The sequence below is a fragment of the Bradyrhizobium sp. McL0615 genome, assembly GCF_049993905.1.
GTDB lineage: Bacteria > Pseudomonadota > Alphaproteobacteria > Rhizobiales > Xanthobacteraceae > Bradyrhizobium.
The window spans coordinates 6,788,722-6,810,618 of record NZ_CP188254.1 but is presented as its reverse complement, the minus strand read 5'-3'; the positions used below and the strand labels follow the sequence as shown (position 1 = coordinate 6,810,618).

The window sequence follows — 21,897 nt, the reverse complement described above, 5'->3', positions numbered from 1 at the left end:
CTCCTCTGCCCGCGGACTGCGGCGCCTGTTCTAGAACCCGAACGCCCTCGGCAGCGCCAGCGACAGCCAGGGTATGTAGGTCACGATCATCAGCACCGTAAACATGACGTAATAGAATGGCCAGATGCCGCGCATCACCTCGTCGACAGAAACCTTGCCGATGGCGCAGCCGACGAACAGCGTCGTCCCCACCGGTGGTGTCAGCAGGCCAATGCCGAGATTGAGCAACATGACGATGCCGAAATGCACGGGGTCGATGCCGAAACTCTTCACCACAGGCAGCAGGATCGGCGTGCAGATCAACAACAAGGGCGCAAGGTCGAGCGCGGTTCCCAGTATCAGCAGCATGATGTTCAACCACATCAGCAGCACGTATTTGTTGCTGGAGATGGCAACAAAGAATTCCGTCATCTTTGCCGGCATCTGCATCAGGGCGGCGACATAGCCGAAGCACGACGCGGTGGCCACCAGCGTCAGCACCATCGCCACGGTTTGCAGCGTCCGGTAAACCAGTAGCGGCAGTTCGGACCATTTGTAGTCGCGATAGACGAACATGGTGACGAAGAACGCCCAGACACAGGCGACCGCGCCGGCCTCGATCGGCGTGAAGACGCCGGTGAGGATGCCGCCCAGCACGATCACCAGCGTCACGATCCCCCACACGGCGTCACCGAGCATCCTGACCGCCTGGCGGATCGGCACAGGCACCCCCTTGGGATGCTTGTCACGATAGGCGTAGAACAGGCAGAGCAGCATCAACGAGAAGCCCAGCAGCAATCCGGGGATCACGCCGGCGAGGAAAAGGCTCGTGATCGACACCACGCCGCCGGTCGCCAGCGAATAGATCACCGAATTGTGGCTCGGTGGAATGATGATCGCCTGCAGCGAGGCGCTAATGGTCACGTTGGTTGCGAACACCCGCGGATACCCTTTGGCGGCCATCTGGGGAATCATCACCGAACCGATCGCGGACGTGTCAGCGACCGACGATCCCGAGATGCCGCTCATGATCGTGGTCGCGAGAATGTTGACCTGCGAGAGGCCGCCCCGCATCCGCGTGAACCCGACGACGACGGCGGCAAAGTCGACCAGCCGCCTGGCCATGCCGCCCTCGGCCATGATGGCGCCCGCCAGCACGAAGAACGGGATGGTCAGCATCGAGACCTTGCCGACGCCGCTGGCAAATTGCTGCATGACCGCGCCGACCGGCAAGTCGATCCACAGCGCGCCGACCAGCGACGCTAACGCCAGCGCGTAAGCGATCGGCATGCCGATCGCGAAGAAGAAACACATGCTGAGGAGGAGAACGGCGATATCCATGGGAATTACTCGACCGGTACGTGGGCGTCAGCACCGTCACGCGGCGGTGGCCCGATGGTAAGGCGTTCGACGACGAACAGGAGCATCATGGCGCCGCTGACCACGATCGGCAGATAGGTGATCCCGACCGACAGCCACGGAAATTCGTCTACCGAATTTCCCCAGGTGGTCTGAACCAGCTTCAGCCCCCACACGACCATGAAAATCGCAATCGCACCCATCAATAGCTCGCTCAGGAAGAGCGAAGCGCGGCGCAACAGCGGCGGCAGCAGATCGGTGCCGACTGTCATGTTCATATGGATGCGCTGACGATAGCAGTTGGCTGAGCCGATGAAGGTGATGCCGACGGTCAGCAACACTGCCATCGGTTCCGGCCATGACGAAGCGCTGTTCAGGATATACCGGGTATAAACGGCCCACGGAATGACCGCGGAAACCAGGACGAGCGCCACGCACCCGACAATGGCGCCCGTCCAATAGACCACATCGACCACACGCCGGAAAACGCCGGCTCCAGAATCGGACATTTTGACCTCGGAAAGTAAGGGCGCTTCGTATCGATCCTGCGGGTCCGAGAGCACCCGGAACCCACAGCATCCGGCCACTCAAAGACCGCGAGTCCCGCCTAGTTGACCGCCTCGATGCGCCTGACCATGGCGGCATACTTGGCGCCGTACTTGTCCCAGACCGGCTTGACCGCATCCTGAAACGGCTTCTTGTCGATGTCGGTGATGATCTCGGTTCCGGCCGCCTTCATCTTCTCGATGGCGGCGTTCTCCGCTTCATACCAGAGCACGCGCTGCTCGGCCTGCGTTTCCTTTGAAAGTTTCTTGATCAGCGCCTGATCTTCCGGCGACAGTTTTTGCCAGGAGATGCGCGAGAACACCAAAAGCTCCGGAATGATCAGGTGCTCGGTCATCGTGAAATACTTGGCCACCTGATAATGGTTCTGCGCCATGAACGATGGCGGATTGTTCTCCGCGCCGTCGACCACGCCGGTTTGCATCGAGCTGAAAACCTGATCGAAGCCGAGGGCCACGCCATTGCCGCCCAGCGCGTTCATGGTGTCGACGAACAGCGGATTGCCCATCATGCGGACCTTGAGGCCCTTGAGGTCGGCGATGGTGCGGACCGGCCGCTTGTTGTTGTAGACGTTGCGCGAGCCGGCGTTCATCCAGCACAGCGCGATCAGGCCGGTCTTTTCGTTCGCGGAAATCTTCGCCAGCAATTCGTCGCCGATCTCGCCGTCGATAACCTTCTCCATGTGCTTGGAGTTGCGAAAGACGAACGGCATGTTGAAGACGTTGACGTCGTCCACGACGGGACCGACGGCGCCGACCGAAATACGGGCGATCTGCAGCGCGCCGAGCTGGGCCTGCTCGATCATTTCCTTTTCGCCGCCGAGCTGCATCGATGGGAACATCTGGATCGTCAGCCGGCCATTGGTGGCGGCTTCCAGCTTCTTGCCCATCCGCACGACGGCTTCGACCGTCGGATAGCCGAGCGGGTGAACGTCCGATGCCTTCAGCACCATTTTCGTCTGCGCAAAAGCGGACGACAGTGGCGCTGTGGTCGCCATCGTGGCTCCAAGCCCTGCGCTCAACTTGATGAAGTCGCGGCGTTTCATGGTGTTCCTCCTGATGTTGTTTATCGTTTTATGGACTTTTCGAACTTTAAGGTCGCTCGTCGAAGTACTCCGGATTGATGTGTTGAGTAGCCGAAATGTTCTCGAGCAGGCTTTCAAGGTGGACTTCCATCGCCTGCCTTGCAGCCTCTGCGTCATGCGCCTCGATCGCGGTGAGCACGGCCTCGTGTTCGACAATTACCTTTGCGATCCGCCCGCGCTGGGGCAGCGTCAGCCGGCGATAGCGATCCACGTGGACCTTCACCTGCTGGATATATTTCCAGATTCCGGGATAGCCGGCGACATCGGCGACTGTGGCATGAAACAGCTCGTCGGCCTGATGGAACGTGTCGCTGTCACCGGCGGCGCTGGCCTCGCGCTGGCGTTCCAGGATCGATTGCAGCGCCAGTATCTGGCTCGATGTCGCGCGTTCCGCAGCCAGCCGCGCGGTGGTTTCCTCCAGCGCCTTGCGGATGATGATGGCCTCCGGCAGTGCAGCCACCGGAATCCGCGAGACGAAGATGCCGGACTGCGGATAGATCTCCAGCAGGCCCTCATCCGATAATTTGAGGATGGCCTCGCGAACGGGCGTGCGGCTCACCCCGTAGGAGAGCGCGATTTGCGTTTCCGAGATGACTTCGCCGGGCCTGCGCTGCAGCGACACCAGTTCGACCCGAAGATCGGAATAGATCCTGGACGCCGCCGTTGCCGCGCGCGGCCTGCCGCTGCGACGGGTGCCGGCGACCATTTGGCGAACTCTGGGTTCGGCTTTTTTCGATGCGCGTGCGGGCATGGCTGCTTTCTCGATTGATATATTAGTATATGAATTGGCTCTGGCAACCAAAAATCGTGCTGCGCACAGGCTTGGTGCAGCTTTGCGATTGCCCGGGCTCGTCCACGAGCTGGACCGAGACGTTAGCGCCTAGCCGCGGCCGCTGATGAAGCCGGTGCGTTTCCGCTGTTCAAGCTGTCCGGCGCCGGTCAGCAAGTCGATCAGGCCTTGCGCTTGTTGCAGATGGGCGGCGGCGGTCGAGATACCCGCCGTGTACATCGTCGCCAGTTCGCAGCCCGGCGGCAGTGAGCCGGACAGGGTCACACCGTTGGTGCTGATGATCTCGGTCGATTGCGTACACCCGATCGGACGTCGCGCCTCGGACGCCGCCAGTTCGCGCATCGCGGTTGCGCCATTCGGGAAGATCCGGAGGCGGGCCGCAACCTCATCGGCGATACTGAGCTGCTGTAGGACATTTGCAACGTGAATGCCGGCCGTCGAGGCCTTGGTGTCCGGCACGAAGATCGCGTCGGAGGCGAGCAAGGCCTCGCGCAAATCAGCGGCATCCCTGACGGTGGCCTGGGGATCGCCGGTGCGGACGGCGAGGGCGGTTTCGACCAGGCCGACGTCGGAAATCGTCGCGGCAACGATCAGCTTCTCCTCCGCCAGTTTGGCGAGGAGCGTCGCGGTCAGGATGACGATGTCCGCCGGCGTGCCCTTGCGCAATTTATCGGCCATGATGCCGACCGCGCCGAATTCGCCCATGATATCGAAACCGGATTGGGCCTTGAAGGTTTGCGACAAGCTTCCAACCAAACCCTGTGCCGCACCGCCGCTGAGGATATTAAGCGTCGTCATGAGCTCAATTCCATCGCGGCAATGATTCTGTCGCGCGTGATCGGCAGATCGCGCACGCGCACGCCAAGCGCGTCGAATACGGCGTTGGCGATGGCTGATGTAACCGGGCCATGGGCGGCTTCGCCGGCACCGACCGGGTCCACATCAGGCCGCTGGATTACCTCGACCTCGACCTCAGGCACCTCACTGAAACGCAGGATCGGATATTCCGTCCAGCTGGTGCTGGTGATGCGTTGCCGGTCGAAGCGGACGCGTTCCTTCAGCACCCAGCTCACGGCTTGAATGGCACCGCCCTCGATCTGGTTGATGATACCGTCGGGATTGATGGCTTCGCCGACATCGACCGCCAGCGTCAATTTCCTGACGCTGATCTCCTCCGCGCCCTCGATCTCGGCGATGACGGCGCAATAGGCGCCGGTGTTCTTGTAGCGGGCAAAGGCCACGCCATGACCGACACCCGGCTGCTTCTCGGGCTTCCATTTGGCGCGGGCGGCAACGGCGCGGATGACATCCTTGGCCCGCTCATCCCGCAAGTGACGCAGGCGGAACGCAATCGGATCCTCGCCGCCCTCGGCGGCAATTTCATCGAGGATGGATTCAATCGCAAACACATTGCCCTGTCCACCAAGCGTCCGCAGCGCCGAGGTGCGGATCGGCATGGTGGTCAGGCGATGGCTCTCGATACGCCAGGATGGAAAATCATAGAGCGGGATCGAGTTGCGATCGCCGCCGCCGCCATTGGCCTGCGGCGGATTGGTCGAGACCATGCGCGGAAACGGGTCTGCCAGTTCGTACCCCGCCAGCAACGCGGGCTGTGCCGCGCGCCCCGGCCGCGCCACGTGACCGTTGCCCCAGATCGAGTGCCGCCAGTCGATGATTTCACCCTGCGCATCGAGATCGGCCTCGATCTCGATCGCCATCGCCGCCCCAAAGGGGGCATCCGACATCTCGCCTTGGCGCGACCATTGGACCCGAACTGGCCGGCCGCCGGCGCTTCTCGCGAGCAGCACGGCATCGAGCGCGACATCGTCGGCGGCGTTATGGCCGTAGCAGCCGGCGCCTTCCATATGCTCGACCGTGATGCTTTCGACGGGCAGCTTGAGAACCAGCGCCAGATCGGCGCGCAGGAGATAGACGCCCTGGCTATGGGTCCAGACATGAACGCGGTCGCCGTGCCACTGCGCCATCGCGCAGGACGGCGCGATCGACGCGTGGGCAATGTAGGGGCGGGTAAATTGCCGCCGGATGGTCCGCGCTGCCGCGCCGGGCGTTGCGGCCGTCTTCTTGTCGATAACGGTGACTTCCGCCGGTTGAGCTTTGAGGAAACTTGCGAGATCGTTTTCGTCGGGCAGGGGCTCGCCGTCGGACCAGGACGCGCCTTTGCGCAAGGCGTCGAGAGCCGCCTCCGCGCCATGTTCGGTCTCGCTGACGACACCGGCAAAATTGCCGTCGCGCGCGATGGCGATGAGCCCGGGCACTGCGCGGGCGCCGTCCTCCTTCAATTCGATAAGTTTCGCGCGCGCGTTCTCCGGCCGCAGCACGCGGCCATGCAGCATTCCCGCCAAGGCCTGATCGTGGATGAATCGCGGCCGGCCCAAAACCTTGTCCGGAATGTCGATCCGCTGAACTGAATTCCCGGCCAATGCCCGCCGCGATGCGATCTTCGGCGTTACGCCCGGCGTGGCGTCGCGATCGAGCGAGACCTCCGCGGCAAGTTCCCAATAGCTGGTCCTGACATTGCCCGGTCCTGAAATGGTGCCGTCTTCGATGTCGAGTGCATCGGCACCGACTCCCAGTCGTTCAGCCGCCTGTTGAAGAAATATCTGGCGGACCTCGGCGCAGGCATGGCGCAGCGCGCGCCCCGACTGCTGGATGGAGAGGCTGCCCGAGGTGACCCCTTCATTGGGGCTATTGGCCGTTGACGCGCGGATCATCTGTACGCGCGACAGGTCGATATCGAGCTCATCGGCGGCGATCTGCGCCAGCGCGGTCACGATGCCTTGCCCGATCTCCACCTTGCCGGGCGAGACCGTCACCTGTCCGTCGCTTGAGAATTTCAGCCACGACGACAGCTTCGGGTTCGCTGCTAGGCTTACCGGCAGTGCGGGCGGGGAGGGAGTGGGGGCCGGTTGATTCATCCTGCCGCCATTTCTTCCGCCGCGCGCAGCACCGCCCGCACCATGCGATTATGCGAACCGCAACGGCAGAGGTTGCGGTCGAGCGCTTCCTTCACCTCCCGGCTCGTCGGCGACGGATTTCGTTTCAACAGCGCCGCTGCGCTCATTAGAATGCCGGAGACGCAATAGCCGCATTGCAGCGCCTGCTCGGCGATGAAGGCGCGCTGCAGCGGATGCGGGCGCTCGCGCGTTCCCAGCCCTTCGATGGTCGTGACATCCTTGCCGGCCACCGACCACAGCGGTGTATCGCAGGCGGACAACGCGCGATCGTCAATGATGACGTTGCAGGCGCCACACTCGCCGGCGCCGCAGCCGAAATGCGGCCCGGTGACGCCGAGTTGTCCGCGCAGAACATCCAGCAATGACCGGTCGGGATCGGCGTCAATCTCCGTCTCGGCGCCGTTAAGGCGAAATCGAACGCTCGGCATCGAGGGCGAACCTTCTCTTGTGGCTTCTTCTTATTGCGGCGGCTTGTCGAATTTCTTCACGACTTCCGCCCATTTCACAATATCGCCGCGCAGGAATTTGTCGAATTCCTCCGGGGTCATCGCCATCGGAACGGCGCCCTGCTGAGTCCAGAGCTTGACGACATCGGGCCGTTTCACCGCCGCGTTCACTGCTGCATTGAGCTTGTCGATGATTGGTTTCGGCGTGCCCGCGGGCGCCATCAGGCCGAGCCAGATGGTGGCCTCATAGTCGGGGACGCCGGCTTCGATCACCGTTGGGGTGTTGGGCAGCACGGTGGAGCGCGTCTTGCCGGTCGTTGCCAGTGCGCGCACCTGATTTTCGGCGACGTTGGGGGCCATTGCCGGGACGGCGTCGATCATCATCTGCACCTGGCCGCCGATCACGCCGCTGCGCGCCTCGCCGCTGTTGCGGTAAGGCACGTGCAATATGTCGATGCCGGCCATGGCTTTGAACAGCTCGCCCGCCATGTGATACGGCGTGCCCTGACCTGACGACGCATAGTTCAGTTTCCCGGGCTGCGATTTGGCCAGCGCGATGAACTCCTGCAGCGTCTTGGCCTGGACGGAGGGATGAACCACGATGACGAGATCGGAATAGTTGACCGGCGCAATCGGCGCGAGATCGCGCATCAGTTCGTATTTGCGCTGTGGAACCAGCGATTCATTCGCGGTTTGGGTGTTCGACATCATCAGCAGCGTATAGCCGTCGGGCGCCGACTTGGCGGCTTCCTGCGTGCCGATCACGCCACCGGCGCCGGTGCGGTTTTCGATCACGAAGGGCTGGCCAAAACTTTCCTGCAGAATGTTCCCGATCTGGCGAGCGGTGACATCGGCAGGGCCGCCGGCGCCGAAGGGAACAATCACCTTGACTGGTCGCGACGGATAGTCCTGCGCTTGCGCACCCGGCAGCGATGTGGCGAACAGCGCTGCAGCCAGAGCCAGTGCAATTCTTGGGCCCGTCATTTCTCCATCCCCTGACGCTTGTTTTATTCCTTGCCGCAAGTTTAGCTGCAATGGGAACGGGCTGTCGACGAAAGACTGGCTGCGCGCCCTCGGAATAAAAGATAAGTTCGGGGGTATCGGACCGAGCAGAAGCGAGCCCGCAGAGAAGGCTCGACGAACGACAATAGGGAGCGCCAATGAAGAATTCGATTTCGCGACGCCATATGCTTCAGGGTACTGGCGCCGTTCTCGCAAGCGCAGCATTTTCCACGCGCGTGATGGCCGCGGCGCCGTCACCGGAAGCCGTGACGCCGGCGCTAATCGACGCAGCGAAGAAAGAAGGCAAGGTCATCTATTACACCTCGACCGATCTGCCGGTCGCGGAGAAACTGGCCAAGGCGTTCGAAGCGAAATATCCAGGCATCGCAGTGCGGGTCGAGCGCACCGGCGCCGAGCGCGTGTTCCAGCGCATCGGCCAGGAATATTCCAGCAACATCCACGCCGTCGACGTCGTGAACTCGTCCGATGCTGCGCATTTCATCGTCTGGAAGCGCGACGGCATCTTGGCGCCTTACGTGCCGGAGGAGGTCGCAAAATTCTATCCGGCTGAGCACAAGGATCCTGATGGCCAGTTTGCGAGCTTCCGCGTCTGGCTCAGCATCATTGCCTACAACACCAATCTGGTGAAGGCCGACGACGCGCCGAAGAGTTTTGCCGAACTGCTCGATCCCAAATGGAAGAGCAAGATCGTCAAGGCGCATCCGGGCTACAGCGGCACCATCATGACCGCGACCTACCAGATGCAGCGCGATCTCGGCTGGACGTTCTTCGAACAGCTTGCCAAGCAGAACATCATGCAGGTGCAGTCATCGGCCGATCCGCCGAAGAAGCTCGACCTCGGCGAGCGCGCGGTGATGGCCGACGGCAATGAATACAACATTTTCCAGATGAAGGAGGCGGGCCGTCCGGTCGAGCCGGTTTACGCCACCGAAGGCTCGCCGCTGATCATCGGACCGAACGGCGTCTTCAAGGATGCTCCCAATCCGAACGCGGCAAGGCTGTTTCAGTCGTTCAGCCTCAGCCGGGAGGCGCAGCAGCTCATCATCGATGTCGGAGGCCTCCGCTCGGTGCATTCTCAAACGGCCGAGAAGGCGGGGCGCAAGCCGCTCAAGGACATCAAGACCATGAAGGACGACGCGGCGGCGGTCGAGAAAGAAGGCGAAGCCATCAAGGCGCGCTACACCAAAATCTTCCGCGTTTGATCGCCATGGCCTCCGGACTGCCTGAGACCTCGGTCGCCGAAACGCTCGCCGAAAAGATCGCTGCGCTGCAAGCCGACGCCTTGCCGGCTGTAACCGCGCGCAAATGCGAGGACCTGCTGATCGATGTGGTCGGCCTATGCGTCACCGCGCGCAACGAGGACTACATCGGAAGCGCGCTGGCAGGCTGCGACGATGATGGTCCCTGCACGGCGATCGGGCATCGGCGCACATTGAATGCGGCGGGCGCGGCCTTCGTCAACGGCACCGCCGCGCATGGCGAGGATTTCGATGACACCTTCGAGGGTGGCCCGGTGCATGCCGGCGCCGTGATCGTGCCGGCGGTGCTCGCTGCCTGCGAGCGGCACAATCCGGATGGCCGCATGGCGCTGATCGGGATTGCGGTCGGCACCGAAGTGTTGTGCCGGTTGAGCCTCGTCGTTCCGAAGGCGGTCCACAAGGCGGGCTTCCATCCGACAGCTATCTTCGGCGCGATGGGCGCGGCCGCCGGTGTCAGCGCCGCGCTTGGCCTCAACGCCAGGCAGATCGTCGATGCGCTCGGCGTTGCCGGCAGCATGGCCGGCGGCATCATCGAATACCTCGCGGAAGGCGCCTGGACCAAACGACTGCATGCCGGATGGGCGGCACAATCGGGTATCCGCGCGGCGCTGCTGGCGCGGGCAGGATTCGTCGGGCCGCGCACCGTGTTCGAGGGCGTGCACGGGCTGTTCCATGGCTTTGCGCACACCACGGACGGCGATTACGCCGCGCTGACCGGCGATTTCGGCACGCGCTGGGTGACGGACACGCTGGCGTTCAAGCCTTATCCATGCGGGACCATGGCGCAGCCCTATATCGATTGCGCGCGCCGGCTGGCCGCGCGCGGCATCCAGCCCGAAGATGTCGCCGAGATCGTCTGCGAGGTGGCCGAGGGGACGGTGCACCGGCTCTGGGAGCCGCTCGCCGACAAGCAGCGTCCGCGCAACGGCTATGCCGCCAAGTTCGCCGTGCCCTATCTGCTGGCGACCGGCTTCGTGCACGGTGGCGTCGGGCTCGGCGCCTTCACAGAAAGCGCGATCCGCGATGAGCGTGTGCTGGCGCTCGCCGCCAAGGTGAAGTTCGTGATCGATCCGGATAATCCCTATCCGAACAATTACACCGGCCACATCCGCGCCACGCTCAGGGATGGCAGCGTGGCGGAAGAGCGGCAGCCCTATCTGCGCGGCGGCGCGCAGGAGCCGCTGACGCGGCAGGATGTAATCGACAAATTCGGGCTCAACGCCGGGCACGGCGGCTGGAGCCCGGCACAAAGCGTTGCGGCGTTGAAACTGCTGGCGGGGCTGTATAATGGCCACATCGATCTTTCGTCATTGCGGGGGTAGCGGCTCATGACCCAGGAACTTGCAGGCAAAGTCGCCATCGTCACCGGCGCGGGTCGCAATATCGGCCGCGCGATCGCGCTGACCCTGGCGGAGGGCGGTGCGTCCATCGTGGTGAACGCACGCAGTAACCGCGCCGAGGCGGACGCCGTCGTGCGCGAGATCGAGACAGCCGGCGGCAGGGCGTTGGTCCATATCGGCGACGTCGCCGACGCCGTGGCGGTGCAGGCCATGGCGAACGCGGCCGTCAAGCAATTCGGTCGTATCGATATCCTCGTCAATAACGCGGCGCTGCGGCGCGAGAAGCCGTTCGCCGAGATGAGCTATGCGGCGTGGCGCGAAATCCTCGACGTTACGCTCGACGGCTCGTTCCTCTGCGTAAAAGCCTGCCTGTTGGCGCTGCGCAAGTCAGGTGCCGGAACCGTCGTCAATATCGGCGGCCTCAGCGCGCATACCGGCGCAAAAAACCGCGCGCATGTGGTGACGGCGAAGGCCGGCATCATCGGCCTGACGCGGGCGCTGGCCCATGATCTTGCCGATGACGGCATCACGGTGAACTGCGTGGTTCCCGGGCTGATCGGCACGCCACGCCCCAAGGACAAGCCGGAGCCGGCGCATCACTTGACCCATCAGACCATCACCGGCAATCGGGGCCTGCCGGAAGACGTCGCCGCAACCGTGCGTTTTCTATGTGGGCCCGGTGCGCGCTACATCAACGGGCAGGCCATCCACACCAATGGCGGCGCCTATTTGGGCGGCTGATGCATGGCTAAAAGCCGTTTTTGCAGGTGCACGGCCGGACAAATCCTCTCGGCGGCCACGGCGTTTAATGTTACCTAGAAACGCATGAACCAGCACGCCAAGGTCGACATCCGCCACTCCACCTGTCCGCACGATTGTCCGTCGGCCTGCGCGCTCGACATCGAGGTGATCGACGGCCGCTCGATCGGCCGCGTCCGCGGCTCCAAGATTCAGACCTACACGGCGGGCGTTGTTTGCGCCAAGGTCGCGCGCTACGCCGAGCGCATTCATCATCCCGACCGGCTGCTCCATCCGATGCGCCGTACCGGCCCGAAGGGTTCGGGGCAGTTCGCACGGATTTCCTGGGACGAAGCGCTGGACGAAATCGCCGCGCGTTTCGATCAGGCCGAGCGCGAATTCGGCGCCCAGTCCGTCTGGCCGTATTACTACGCCGGCACCATGGGGCTCGTCATGCGTGACGGCATCAATCGCCTCGCGCATGTGAAGAAGTATTCCCGTTTCTACGGCACCATCTGTGCGACCATCGCGCGCGTCGGGTTTGCCATCGGCACTGGCAAGATCGCTGGCGTCGACCCGCGCGAGATGGGGGTCTCCGATCTCGTCGTGATCTGGGGCACCAACCCGGTGAATACGCAGGTCAACGTGATGACCCATGCCTCCCGCGCCCGCAAGGAGCGCGGCGCGAAGATCGCGGCCGTCGATGTCTACAACAACGACACCATGAAGCAGGCCGATATCAAGATCCTGCTTCGACCGGGTACCGATGGCGCCTTCGCGTGCGGCGTCATGAACGTCTTGTTCCGCGAGGGTTATGCGGATCGCGCCTATATGGATCGCTACACCGATTGTCCAGGCGAACTCGAGGCGCACCTTTCGACCCGCACACCGGAATGGGCTTCCGCGATCTCGGGCGTGCCGGTCGAAGAGATCGAGGCGTTCGCGCGCCTGGTCGGCCAAACCAAACGTTCGTTCTTTCGCCTCGGCTACGGCTTTACCCGCAGCCGCAACGGCGCGGCGCAGATGCATGCAGCGCTGTGCATCCCGGCGGTGACTGGCGCCTGGCAGTATGAAGGTGGCGGCGCCTTCTTCAACAATGCCGGGATATGGAAGTTCGATGAATCCATCATCGAGGGACATGACGCGATCGACCGCACGACCCGCTGGCTCGATCAGTCTCGCATCGGGCGCATTCTGACCGGCGATGCCGAAGCCTTGAAGGGTGGACCGCCGGTCAAGGCGATGCTGATCCAGAATACCAACCCGGTGACGGTGGCACCCGAACAGGCGCTCGTGCGAACGGGCTTTGCCCGCGAAGACTTGTTCATGGCGGTGCATGAGCAGTTCATGACGGAAACGGCCGCCATGGCCGATATCGTGCTCCCCGCCACCATGTTCATGGAACATGACGATCTCTATTACGGCGGCGGCCACCAGCATATTTCGGTCGGGCCCAAGCTGATCGATCCGCCCGGCGAGTGCCGTTCCAACCACGAGGTGCTGCAAGGCCTCGGTCGCCGCCTCGATGCCGTGCATCCCGCCTTTGAGATGACGCCGCGCGAACTGATCGATGCGACTCTGAAGAAGAGCGGCCACGGCGACATCGAAACGCTGGAAGCCGATCTATGGCGCGATATCCAGCCGGATTTTCGCACCTCCCATTATCTTGACGGCTTTGCGCACGCCGACAAGAAGTTCCACTTCAAAGCCGATTGGGCGAACCCGCCGTACGGCACCCCGGGCTTGGGTCCGTGGGCCGAGATGCCCTCGCTGCCGGATCACTGGACGATCATCGAGGAGGCGGATGAGCAACATCCGTTCCGCCTCGCCACCTCGCCGTCGCGCGGCTATCTCAATACCAGTTTCAACGAAACGCCGGGATCGCAGGCCCGCGAGGGCGCGCCTTCGGTAATGATCCATCCGGAAGACGCCGCAAGCCTCTCGATCGCCGATGGTGACGCCGTGACGCTCGGGAACACGCGAGGCGAAACCACGCTGACCGCCAGATTGTTCGACGGCCTGCGCCGCGGTGTGCTGATCGCCGAATCTATTCATCCGAACAAGGCCCATATCGGCGGCCGCGGCATCAACATGCTGACGGGGGCCGAAACGGTCGCGCCGATCGGCGGCGCGGCCTTCCATGACAACAAGGTCTGGGTCAAAAAAGTGACGTCAGCTACTGCGCGCAAGAGCTAGACCGCACTTGCAGTCCACGGTCATCCTGCCGCTAATGCTGGCTAGCATTTGGCAAACGGGTGAGTGAGACAATGACCGACACGGGCAGCGTGATACGCGAAAAGCGCGGACAGGCGTTCTGGATTACCATCAACCGGCCGGAGAAGCGCAACGCCATCAATGCCGACGTGGTCGCCGGCATCGCCAACGGTTATCGCGAAGCGCATGACGACAAGGAGGTTCGCGTCATCGTGCTGACGGGCGCGGGCGACAAGGCATTCTGCGCTGGCGCCGATCTGCAGAACAGCGGCGCTGCCTTTGCGATGGATTTTTCCAGGCCGAATGTCGACTACGCCGATCTGCTGCGGCTGTCGCAGAACGCCACCAAGCCGGCAATCGCTCGGGTAGGGGGCGTCTGCATGGCCGGCGGCATGGGGCTGTTGTGCATGACCGACATGGCGGTCGCCGCCGATCACGTGATTTTCGGTCTACCCGAAGTGAAGGTCGGTGTATTTCCGATGCAGGTGCTGAGCCTGCTGCAGTCGATCGCGCCAAAGCGTCTCGTCAGCGAATGGTCGCTGACCGGCGAGCCGTTCGATGCCCACGCGGCACAGGCTGCCGGGCTTCTCAATTACGTGGTGCCTGCGGCCGAACTGGACGCCAAGGTCGACTGGCTCATCAGCCGCATCGTCGACAAGTCGCCGACCGCGATCCGTCGCGGCAAATACGCGATGCGGGCGATCGCCTCGATGTCGTTCGACGAGAGCATCGCCTACACCGAAAGCCAGATCGCATTGCTGGCGATGACGGAGGACGCCAAGGAAGGCCTCAAGGCCTTCGGCGAGAAGCGCAAACCGTCCTGGCCGGGACGGTGACTATCCGGCGTTTGCCTTCAATCCGGCGGCTTCGATGCCCGCGACGGCGCAGATCTCGTCATTGTCGGATGTGTCGCCGCTGACCCCGACGGCGCCGAGCAGGCCGCCATCGCCCTGAATCAGCACGCCGCCGGGCACCGGCACCAGACGGCCCTGCGCCATCGTATTTACTGCGCTGACGAAATAGGCCTGCTCCTGGGCGCGCTGGAACAGCGCCCGCGATCCCATGCCCATCGCTAGGCCTTGCCGTGCGCGATTTCGGCCCGCATCAGGCTGGTGCCGTCCTGCGCCGCCGTGACCTTCACGCAACCGCGGGCATCCAGAATGGTGATGACCAAAGGCTTCAATTTCTTCTCGACGCCCTTGGCGAGGGCGGCATCGAGAATCGTGCGGGCGACGTCGAGGGTGAGTTCGGCCATAAACAGGTTCCTTTGCGATTGAGTGGGGTTAATCGTTGGACCGCGCGCTGTCGAGGCTCATCGCGAGCACCCGGGCGACGTGTAAGGCTGCACGGTTCGTGCCATCCTTGATCTGGTGCCGGCACGAGGTGCCGTCGGCCACGATCAGCGTGGCCGCTTTGGCTTGGCGTACCGCCGGCAGCAGTGACAGCTCGGCCATTTCGATCGAGGCTTGATAGGTGTCGGCGCCGTAGCCGAACGCGCCCGCCATGCCGCAGCAGCTGGATTCGACGGTTTCGACGCTCAGATCGGGGACGAGGCGCAGCACCTTTTCGACCGATTTGAACGCGCCGAACGATTTTTGATGACAGTGGCCGTGAACCAGCGCTTTGCCCGGCATGGCGCCGAGCGGCAGTTTCAGGCGGCCGGCTTCCGCCTCGCGAACCAGAAACTCCTCGAACAGCAAAGCATGCGCGCTGACGCTCTTGGCCTCGTTGTCCGAGCGGAGCGAAAGCAGTTCGTCGCGGAGTGTCAGGAGACAGCTCGGCTCCAGCCCGACAATCGGCACGCCGCGCGCGGCGAATGGGGCGTAGGTCGCGACCAGCCTGTCCAGTTCCCTGCGGGCCTGTTCGACCAGGCCGGCTGAGAGGAAGGTTCGCCCGCAACATAGCGGGCGGGCGCGGTCGACAGGTCTTGGAATATGCACGCGATATCCGCCTTCAACCAAAACACGCAAGGCGGCGTCGAGATTTTCGCGCTCATAGATGCGGTTAAAGGTATCGGCGAACAGCACGACCTCATGGCCATCTGTAGGCCCGAAGACATCGGCGTCGGCCTTGAACACGTCGCGGCGGAACGCGGGCAGCGCGCGTTTCGCGCTGATGCCGGCAAATTTCTCAAACAGCGCGCGCAGCAACGGACTGTTATTGCGCCAGTTGGCGAGCGGGGCGAAGCGGGAGGCCAGATCCGCATAGCGCGGCAGATAGCCGACCAGGCGGTCGCGCAGTGAAAGGCCGTGTTTCTGTGCGCGGGCGGCCAGCACCTCGATCTTCATCTTGGCCATGTCGACGCCAACAGGGCATTCATGGCGGCAGGCCTTGCAGGATACGCAGAGCTTCAGCGTGTCCATCATTTCATCCGAGGCCAGCGCGTCCGGTCCGAGCTGGCCCGATATGGCCAGCCGCAGCGTATTGGCGCGGCCTCGCGTCACGTCTTTCTCGTTGCGGGTCGCGCGATAGGATGGGCACATCACGCCACCCTCGAGCTTCCGGCAGGCGCCGTTGTTGTTGCACATCTCGACCGCGCCCTGAAAGCCGCCGCCGGCGCCGGGATAGGCCGACCAGTCGAGAACGGTCTTCAGTTCGCCTATGCGATAGTCCGGCGAAAAGCGAAACAGCGAACGGTCGTCCATTTTGGGCGGATCGACGATCTTGCCGGGATTGAGCAGATTGTCCGGATCAAAGCGCGCCTTGACCTCCCGGAAATCGGCCACGATACGCGAGCCAAACATCGTTTCGTGAAATTCCGAACGAACCAGCCCGTCGCCATGCTCGCCGGAGTGCGAGCCCTTGTATTCGCGCACCATCTCGAACGTCTCTTCGGCGATGGCGCGCATCGCCTTGACGTCCTTTTCGAGCTTCAGATTGAGGACAGGGCGCACATGCAGGCAGCCTTCGGAAGCATGCGCATACATGGTGCCGCGGGTGCCGTGTTTGGCAAAGACGGCGTTGAGCCGCTCGGTGTAGTCGGCGAGGTGTGGCAGCGGTACGGCGCAATCCTCGACAAAGGAGACCGGCTTGCCCTCCTGCTTCATCGACATCATCACGTTGAGGCCGGAGGTACGAAAATCCGCGATCGCCGTCTGCGTCGCGGGCTCGACCACATCAACCACACCGCCCCATTTACGCTGCGGATGATTCCAGCCGAATCCAAGATCCGACATCAATTCCGAAAGCTGTTTCAGCTTTCGCAGATTATCGGGCTGACCCTCCTCGGCGAACTCGACGATCAGCAGCGCGTCGGGATCGCCTCGCACGGTCGCATCGATCACAGGCCTGAACATGGCAATATCGCGCCCGAGCGCAATCATGGTGCGGTCGACCAGTTCCACCGCGATCGGCCGCAGCTTCACCAGATGCTGGGCCGCATCCATCGCCTCGTAAAAACTGCCGAAATGGCAGACGCCGAGCACCTTGTTGCGGATGACAGGCCACAGCTTGAGTTCGACCTGCGTGGTGAAGGCCAGCGTGCCCTCGGAGCCGACCAAAAGATGGGCCATGTTGTTCGGTGAATTGCGTGGCACCAGCGCATCGAGATTGTAGCCGCCGACGCGGCGCTGCACCTTGGGAAACCGCTCCGATATCTCGGTGGCTTCGCGCTCGCCGAGATCGAGCATGTCGCGGAACAGCGCAAGCCCGCTCTGGGGCGAGTTCACCCGCGCCAGATCCCGCGGCACCTCGCCGAAATGCAGGCACGTGCCGTCGACCAGCGCCGCGTCCATCGACAGCGTGTTGTCGCGCATGGTGCCGTAGCGCAGCGAACGGCCGCCACAGGAATTGTTGCCGGCCATGCCGCCGATGGTGGCGCGCGAGGCGGTGGAGACGTCGACCGGAAACCACAGCCCGTGCTTTTTGAGCTGGCGGTTGAGATCGTCGAGCACGATGCCGGGCTCTACCACGCAAGTGCGGTTTTCGACATCGAGCGAGAGGATACGGTTCAGGTGCTTGGAGAAGTCGACGACGATCCCCTCGTTGACCGTCTGGCCGCATTGCGACGTCCCGCCGCCGCGCGGGGTGACGACCAGGCCATCGTCGCGGGCGATCGCAAGCGCGCGCAGCGCCTCATCGATGGTACGAGGGATCACAACCCCGAGCGGCATGATCTGGTAGAACGACGCGTCGGTGGCGTAGCGACCGCGGTCGAAGGCGCCGAAAAGGACGTCGCCGGTCATGTTTGACCGAAGGCGTCGCTCGAGCGTTGAGGCGTTTTTCATCCCAAATCCAAAGTGATCCAAGAGGGCTGCTGCAACCCCTCAACGGGATTATGCACTTTCTATAGGACGAACTACATTATGAATTCATAATCGGCAAGCTAGCTGCCCGCGGCCGAGGTGGCCGTGGCGCCCTGGGCTGCCGCCAGATGTTCAGTGGCCGCGGTTCGTTTGTTGCGCAAGTGCTGGAACAGGATGTCGCTCAACTCGCTTCCGGCACGGCGGCGCAGTGCATCCAGGATCGCTTCGTGCTCGCGCATGGCCTCGCCCCAGCGCTGCCGCTGGCGCGCGAAATTGGCGGAATAGCGGACGCGCCGGATCCGGCCGGCAAAGCTGGCGTAGGCTGCGTGCAGGGTGTCGTTGCGTGCGGCCGCAACGATGCTTTCGTGGATGCGCTGGTTGACCTGAAAATAGCCGTGCATGTCGCTATTGAGGTAATGGCCGTACATCTCATAGTGCAGCCGCTCGATCGCCGTGATTTCCTCGTCCGTGATGGCCTCGCAGGCAAGGCGTCCGGCGAGGCTTTCCAGGCCCGCCACGACGTCGAAAAGCTCCTCCAGATCCCGCGCGCCAAGCTGGCGCACGCGTGCGCCGCGGTTCGGCAGGAGCTCGATCAGGCCTTCCGCGGCCAGAACCTTGAGTGCCTCGCGGAGCGGCGTCCTGGAGATTCCAAGCATCTCGCAGAGTTGCCGTTCGGGAACGCGTGCGCCCTCTGGAATGTTGCCTTCGACCACGTAATCGCGAAGCCGCAGGAGGATTTCGCCGTGCAGCGAGGCCTCTTGGCGGTCGGACTGGGGGATTGGCACCCCGGTTTCGGGAATCGTGGATTTCATTTGCATAACAGTAGTTTGAGGAATCTACGGCGTCGACGATCTAAATCGAATACCAAAATTAGGTTGAAAAGACAAAAAATGAATGCAAAATAACCCTCAAGGCGCTTTTTGGGAGATTGTGATGCGGCAAGGACGGCATTTTCTTCAGATTCCGGGACCGAGCCCGGTCCCGGACCGGGTTCTCCGCGCCATGGACATGCCCGTGATCGATCACCGCAGCGCTCAGTTCGCCGAGCTTGGGCGGGCGGTGCTGGAGGGTAGCCAGCGGATTTTCCAGACCGCAGGACCGGTGGTGATCTTCCCGTCGTCAGGGACGGGCGCCTGGGAGGCCGCGATCGTCAATACGCTTTCGCCTGGCGACAAGGTCCTGATGGTGGAGACCGGCCACTTTGCGACCCTGTGGCGCCAGATGGCAGCCCGCTTTGGGATCGAAGTCGATTTCGTTGCCGGCGATTGGCGTCGCGGAGCCGACCCCGCGCAGATCGAGGCCAGGCTTGCAGAGGATCTCGTACACGCGATCAAGGCGGTGATGGTCGTCCATAACGAAACCTCGACCGGCGCCACCAGCCGTATCGCCGATATCCGCGCCGCGATCGACCGGACCGGACATCCGGCTTTGTTGATGGTCGACACCATCTCCTCGCTTGGGTCGGTCGACTACCGGCATGACGAATGGAAGGTCGATGTCAGCGTCAGTTGCTCGCAAAAGGGTTTCATGCTGCCGCCCGGCCTCGGCTTCAATGCGATCTCGGAGAAGGCCCGCGCCGCCGCCACAACCAACCGGATGCCGCGCTCCTATTTCGACTGGGAAGAAATGCTGAAGCCGAACGCGAAGGGCTTCTTCCCGTATACGCCGGCGACAAACCTGCTCTACGGGTTGCGTGAGGCGATCGCGATGCTGCTGGAGGAGGGGCTCGACAATGTGTTCGCGCGTCACCAGCGGCTCGCCGCAGCGACGCGAGCGGCAGTCAATCATTGGGGGCTGGAGGTGCTGTGTCAAAATCCCCAGGAGCATTCGCCGGTACTGACCGCCGTGCTGATGCCGCCGGGGCACGACGCCGATCAATTCCGCCAAATCGTGCTCGACAACTACAACATGTCGCTCGGCGCTGGCCTGTCGAAAGTCGCGGGCAAGGTTTTCCGCATCGGTCATCTCGGCGAATGCAACGAGCTCACGCTGCTTGGTGCGTTGACCGGCGTAGAGATGGGGTTGTCGGTCGCAGGCGTACCGCATCGGGCAGGCGGCGTGGCGGCAGCGATGAGCTACCTCGAAGGCCGAACGGAAACCAACAATCCCACGCCTCTCAAAGTGGTGGGCGGGTGACGCAGTCGGCGGACCGGATTTAGTTGGTCCGTTGAGGGGGGCTATCGTGTTGCGAATTCCGTTGGCCGCTGTGTTTTGTCGGCGAAGCCTGCGGAGCAATCAAAAACATCAGGCGCAAGCGTCGACAGATAGTGGGAGTGAGGAAATATGCGCAAGGTAACGGGCGTCGTCGTTGGATTGCTACTGGCCGCGGGCGCAGCGCCGGCGCTGGCATGGGAGCCGACGAAGCCAGTCGAGATCGTGGTTGCGGCGGGCGCGGGCGGTGCCTCGGATCAGATGGCCCGCATGATGCAGGCGGCGATCCAGAAGAACGGCTTGATGAAGGCGCCGGTCGTGGTGTCCTTGAAGGGTGGGGCATCCGGCGCCGAAGCGCTCATGTACATGAAATCCAGCGATGGCGATGCCAACAAGGTGCTGATCGCCTATTCGCTGATCTACATGCTGCCGCTGTCGGCGAAAATTCCCTTCAATTGGCGCGACCTCACGCCGGTGGCCGTCGTGGCGATGGATCAGTTCGTCCTGTGGGACAATGCGGCAGGTCCAAAGTCGCTCAAGGACTTCATCGCTGCCGCGAAGGCCTCCGCTTCTCCGTTCAAGATGGGCGGGACGGGCTCCAAACGTGAGGACCATGTGCTCACGATATTCATGGAAAAGAAGACCGGCGCCAAATTTTCCTACCTACCATACAAATCCGGCGGTGAGGCCGCAACCCAGCTGGTCGGCAACCACACCGAAGCGAACGTCAATAATCCAAGCGAAAATCTCGAAGTCTGGCGCGCCGGCCAGGTCCGCGCGCTCTGCGTATTCGACAAGGAGCGAATTTCCTACACCACCAAGGTGACCGAAACGCAGTCGTGGAACGATATTCCGACCTGCAAGGAGGAAGGTCTCGATGTGCAGTATCTGATGCTGCGCGCGATGTTCCTGCCGGGAAAGGTCAGCCAGGAGCAGCAGGCATTCTATGTCGACCTGTTTCAAAAGATTTCCCAGACGCCCGAGTACCGGGACTACATGGAAAAGCAGGCGCTGAAGCCGATCTTCCTCAAGGGGCAGGAGATGCTCAAATTCCTCGAAGAAGATGACGCGCTGAACAAGTCGCTGATGACGGAAGCAGGATTCGCGGCGCCGTAAGCGTTCACGCTGCCGTCTTGTCCTGCCGTCGAAGACAGACCACGAAATCAGCCTCGAGAGATCATGTCCAACACTGATATTGAAATTGTCGTCGATGATCCGACTGCGCCTGATGCGGATTCGCCGGCCGTCACCAGCAATCGCGCCGCCGACGTCGTCGTTAACCTTCTCCTGCTGTCGCTGGCGCTGACACTCGGCTACGACAACTGGCGAACCGGCGCAGGCTGGGAGGCAACCGGCCCGCAACCCGGCTATTTCCCGTTCTACCTCTCCGTCATCCTTGCCGGCGCGAGTCTCTACGGCCTCGCGGCCGCATTCCTCTCGCGCAAGGAGGCGCGAGAGACCTTCGTCACGCAGGCGCAGCTCCGCCGCGTATCGGCCGTGTTCGTGCCGACCGTCCTGTTCTGTCTCGCGACGCAATTCCTCGGGCTCTATGTCGCAAGTTTCCTGCTGATCTCCGGATTCATGCGGATGATCGGCAAGATCGCGTGGTGGAAGTCGTTACTCACCGCATTCGTGTTCACCGCCGTGATGTTCGTGACATTCGACATCGCTTTCGACGTCATCATGCCAAAGGGTCCGCTCGAAGCGGCGCTCGGCCGCTAGGAGCCCTGT

The 21,897-nt window shown here is 62.7% G+C and carries 18 protein-coding genes and 1 pseudogene; 8 read left to right on the top strand and 11 right to left on the bottom strand.

The window, feature by feature from the left end; translation table 11 throughout:
* Window positions 1-30: 30 nt before the first annotated feature.
* From ACPPVP_RS32915 to ACPPVP_RS32880, 8 genes are all read right to left on the bottom strand, one after another.
* Complete coding sequence (locus ACPPVP_RS32915; protein WP_426527749.1) at window positions 31-1,320, bottom strand: TRAP transporter large permease; 1,290 nt, start codon at window positions 1,318-1,320, stop codon at window positions 31-33.
* A 5-nt stretch (window positions 1,321-1,325) separates the two neighbouring features.
* Window positions 1,326-1,847 carry a TRAP transporter small permease gene (locus tag ACPPVP_RS32910; protein ID WP_426527748.1) on the bottom strand — a complete coding sequence of 174 codons (522 nt, stop codon included), beginning with the start codon at window positions 1,845-1,847 and terminating at the stop codon, window positions 1,326-1,328.
* Between the two features lie 98 nt (window positions 1,848-1,945).
* Window positions 1,946-2,947, bottom strand: coding sequence for a TRAP transporter substrate-binding protein DctP (gene dctP / locus ACPPVP_RS32905; protein ID WP_426527747.1), 1,002 nt, complete (start codon window positions 2,945-2,947; stop codon window positions 1,946-1,948).
* Between the two features lie 46 nt (window positions 2,948-2,993).
* Window positions 2,994-3,692 (bottom strand): GntR family transcriptional regulator, encoded by a 699-nt coding sequence (locus ACPPVP_RS32900; protein ID WP_426527746.1) that lies wholly within the window; start codon window positions 3,690-3,692, stop codon window positions 2,994-2,996.
* A gap of 174 nt (window positions 3,693-3,866) precedes the next feature.
* Complete coding sequence (locus tag ACPPVP_RS32895) at window positions 3,867-4,574, bottom strand: molybdate ABC transporter substrate-binding protein (protein ID WP_426527745.1); 708 nt, start codon at window positions 4,572-4,574, stop codon at window positions 3,867-3,869.
* Window positions 4,571-6,712 (bottom strand): molybdopterin cofactor-binding domain-containing protein, encoded by a 2,142-nt coding sequence (locus tag ACPPVP_RS32890; protein WP_426527744.1) that lies wholly within the window; start codon window positions 6,710-6,712, stop codon window positions 4,571-4,573. The genes ACPPVP_RS32895 and ACPPVP_RS32890 overlap by 4 nt, the downstream gene beginning before the upstream one ends.
* A complete protein-coding gene (locus tag ACPPVP_RS32885; protein ID WP_426527743.1) occupies window positions 6,709-7,179 on the bottom strand; it encodes a (2Fe-2S)-binding protein in 471 nt (156 codons plus the stop codon). The genes ACPPVP_RS32890 and ACPPVP_RS32885 overlap by 4 nt, the downstream gene beginning before the upstream one ends.
* Before the next feature lie 30 nt (window positions 7,180-7,209).
* Window positions 7,210-8,181, bottom strand: coding sequence for a Bug family tripartite tricarboxylate transporter substrate binding protein (locus tag ACPPVP_RS32880; RefSeq protein WP_426527742.1), 972 nt, complete (start codon window positions 8,179-8,181; stop codon window positions 7,210-7,212).
* A 176-nt stretch (window positions 8,182-8,357) separates the two neighbouring features.
* On the opposite strand from ACPPVP_RS32880, the gene ACPPVP_RS32875 reads away from it, so the two are divergent.
* The 5 genes from ACPPVP_RS32875 (at window position 8,358) to ACPPVP_RS32855 (ending at window position 14,607) form a co-directional block, all read left to right on the top strand.
* A complete protein-coding gene (locus tag ACPPVP_RS32875) occupies window positions 8,358-9,422 on the top strand; it encodes an ABC transporter substrate-binding protein (RefSeq protein WP_426527741.1) in 1,065 nt (354 codons plus the stop codon).
* A 5-nt stretch (window positions 9,423-9,427) separates the two neighbouring features.
* Entirely contained in the window at window positions 9,428-10,801 is a 1,374-nt protein-coding gene (locus ACPPVP_RS32870) for an MmgE/PrpD family protein (RefSeq protein ID WP_426527740.1), read from the top strand.
* Window positions 10,802-10,807: 6 nt separating this feature from the next.
* Window positions 10,808-11,560 (top strand): 3-oxoacyl-ACP reductase family protein, encoded by a 753-nt coding sequence (locus tag ACPPVP_RS32865; RefSeq protein WP_426527739.1) that lies wholly within the window; start codon window positions 10,808-10,810, stop codon window positions 11,558-11,560.
* A gap of 84 nt (window positions 11,561-11,644) precedes the next feature.
* The gene (locus ACPPVP_RS32860; RefSeq protein WP_426527738.1) at window positions 11,645-13,753 is read left to right on the top strand and encodes a molybdopterin oxidoreductase family protein; all 2,109 of its coding nucleotides are present in this window, start codon (window positions 11,645-11,647) and stop codon (window positions 13,751-13,753) included.
* A gap of 71 nt (window positions 13,754-13,824) precedes the next feature.
* Window positions 13,825-14,607: an enoyl-CoA hydratase/isomerase family protein gene (locus ACPPVP_RS32855; RefSeq protein ID WP_426527737.1), complete on the top strand. Its 783-nt coding sequence runs from the start codon at window positions 13,825-13,827 to the stop codon at window positions 14,605-14,607.
* Here the strand turns inward: ACPPVP_RS32855 and ACPPVP_RS32850 are convergent.
* From ACPPVP_RS32850 to ACPPVP_RS32840, 3 genes and pseudogenes are all read right to left on the bottom strand, one after another.
* Window positions 14,608-15,026 (bottom strand): annotated as a pseudogene (locus ACPPVP_RS32850) (GlcG/HbpS family heme-binding protein).
* A 28-nt stretch (window positions 15,027-15,054) separates the two neighbouring features.
* Complete coding sequence (locus tag ACPPVP_RS32845; RefSeq protein ID WP_426527736.1) at window positions 15,055-17,997, bottom strand: FAD-binding and (Fe-S)-binding domain-containing protein; 2,943 nt, start codon at window positions 17,995-17,997, stop codon at window positions 15,055-15,057.
* A gap of 98 nt (window positions 17,998-18,095) precedes the next feature.
* Window positions 18,096-18,827 carry a GntR family transcriptional regulator gene (locus tag ACPPVP_RS32840; protein ID WP_426527735.1) on the bottom strand — a complete coding sequence of 244 codons (732 nt, stop codon included), beginning with the start codon at window positions 18,825-18,827 and terminating at the stop codon, window positions 18,096-18,098.
* A gap of 121 nt (window positions 18,828-18,948) precedes the next feature.
* Here ACPPVP_RS32840 and ACPPVP_RS32835 point away from each other — a divergent pair, with 121 nt between their 5' ends.
* From ACPPVP_RS32835 to ACPPVP_RS32825, 3 genes are all read left to right on the top strand, one after another.
* Complete coding sequence (locus ACPPVP_RS32835) at window positions 18,949-20,151, top strand: pyridoxal-phosphate-dependent aminotransferase family protein (protein ID WP_426527734.1); 1,203 nt, start codon at window positions 18,949-18,951, stop codon at window positions 20,149-20,151.
* Between the two features lie 147 nt (window positions 20,152-20,298).
* Window positions 20,299-21,282 carry a tripartite tricarboxylate transporter substrate binding protein gene (locus ACPPVP_RS32830; protein WP_426527733.1) on the top strand — a complete coding sequence of 328 codons (984 nt, stop codon included), beginning with the start codon at window positions 20,299-20,301 and terminating at the stop codon, window positions 21,280-21,282.
* A 63-nt stretch (window positions 21,283-21,345) separates the two neighbouring features.
* Window positions 21,346-21,888 (top strand): tripartite tricarboxylate transporter TctB family protein, encoded by a 543-nt coding sequence (locus ACPPVP_RS32825; protein ID WP_426527732.1) that lies wholly within the window; start codon window positions 21,346-21,348, stop codon window positions 21,886-21,888.
* Window positions 21,889-21,897 lie beyond the last annotated feature (9 nt).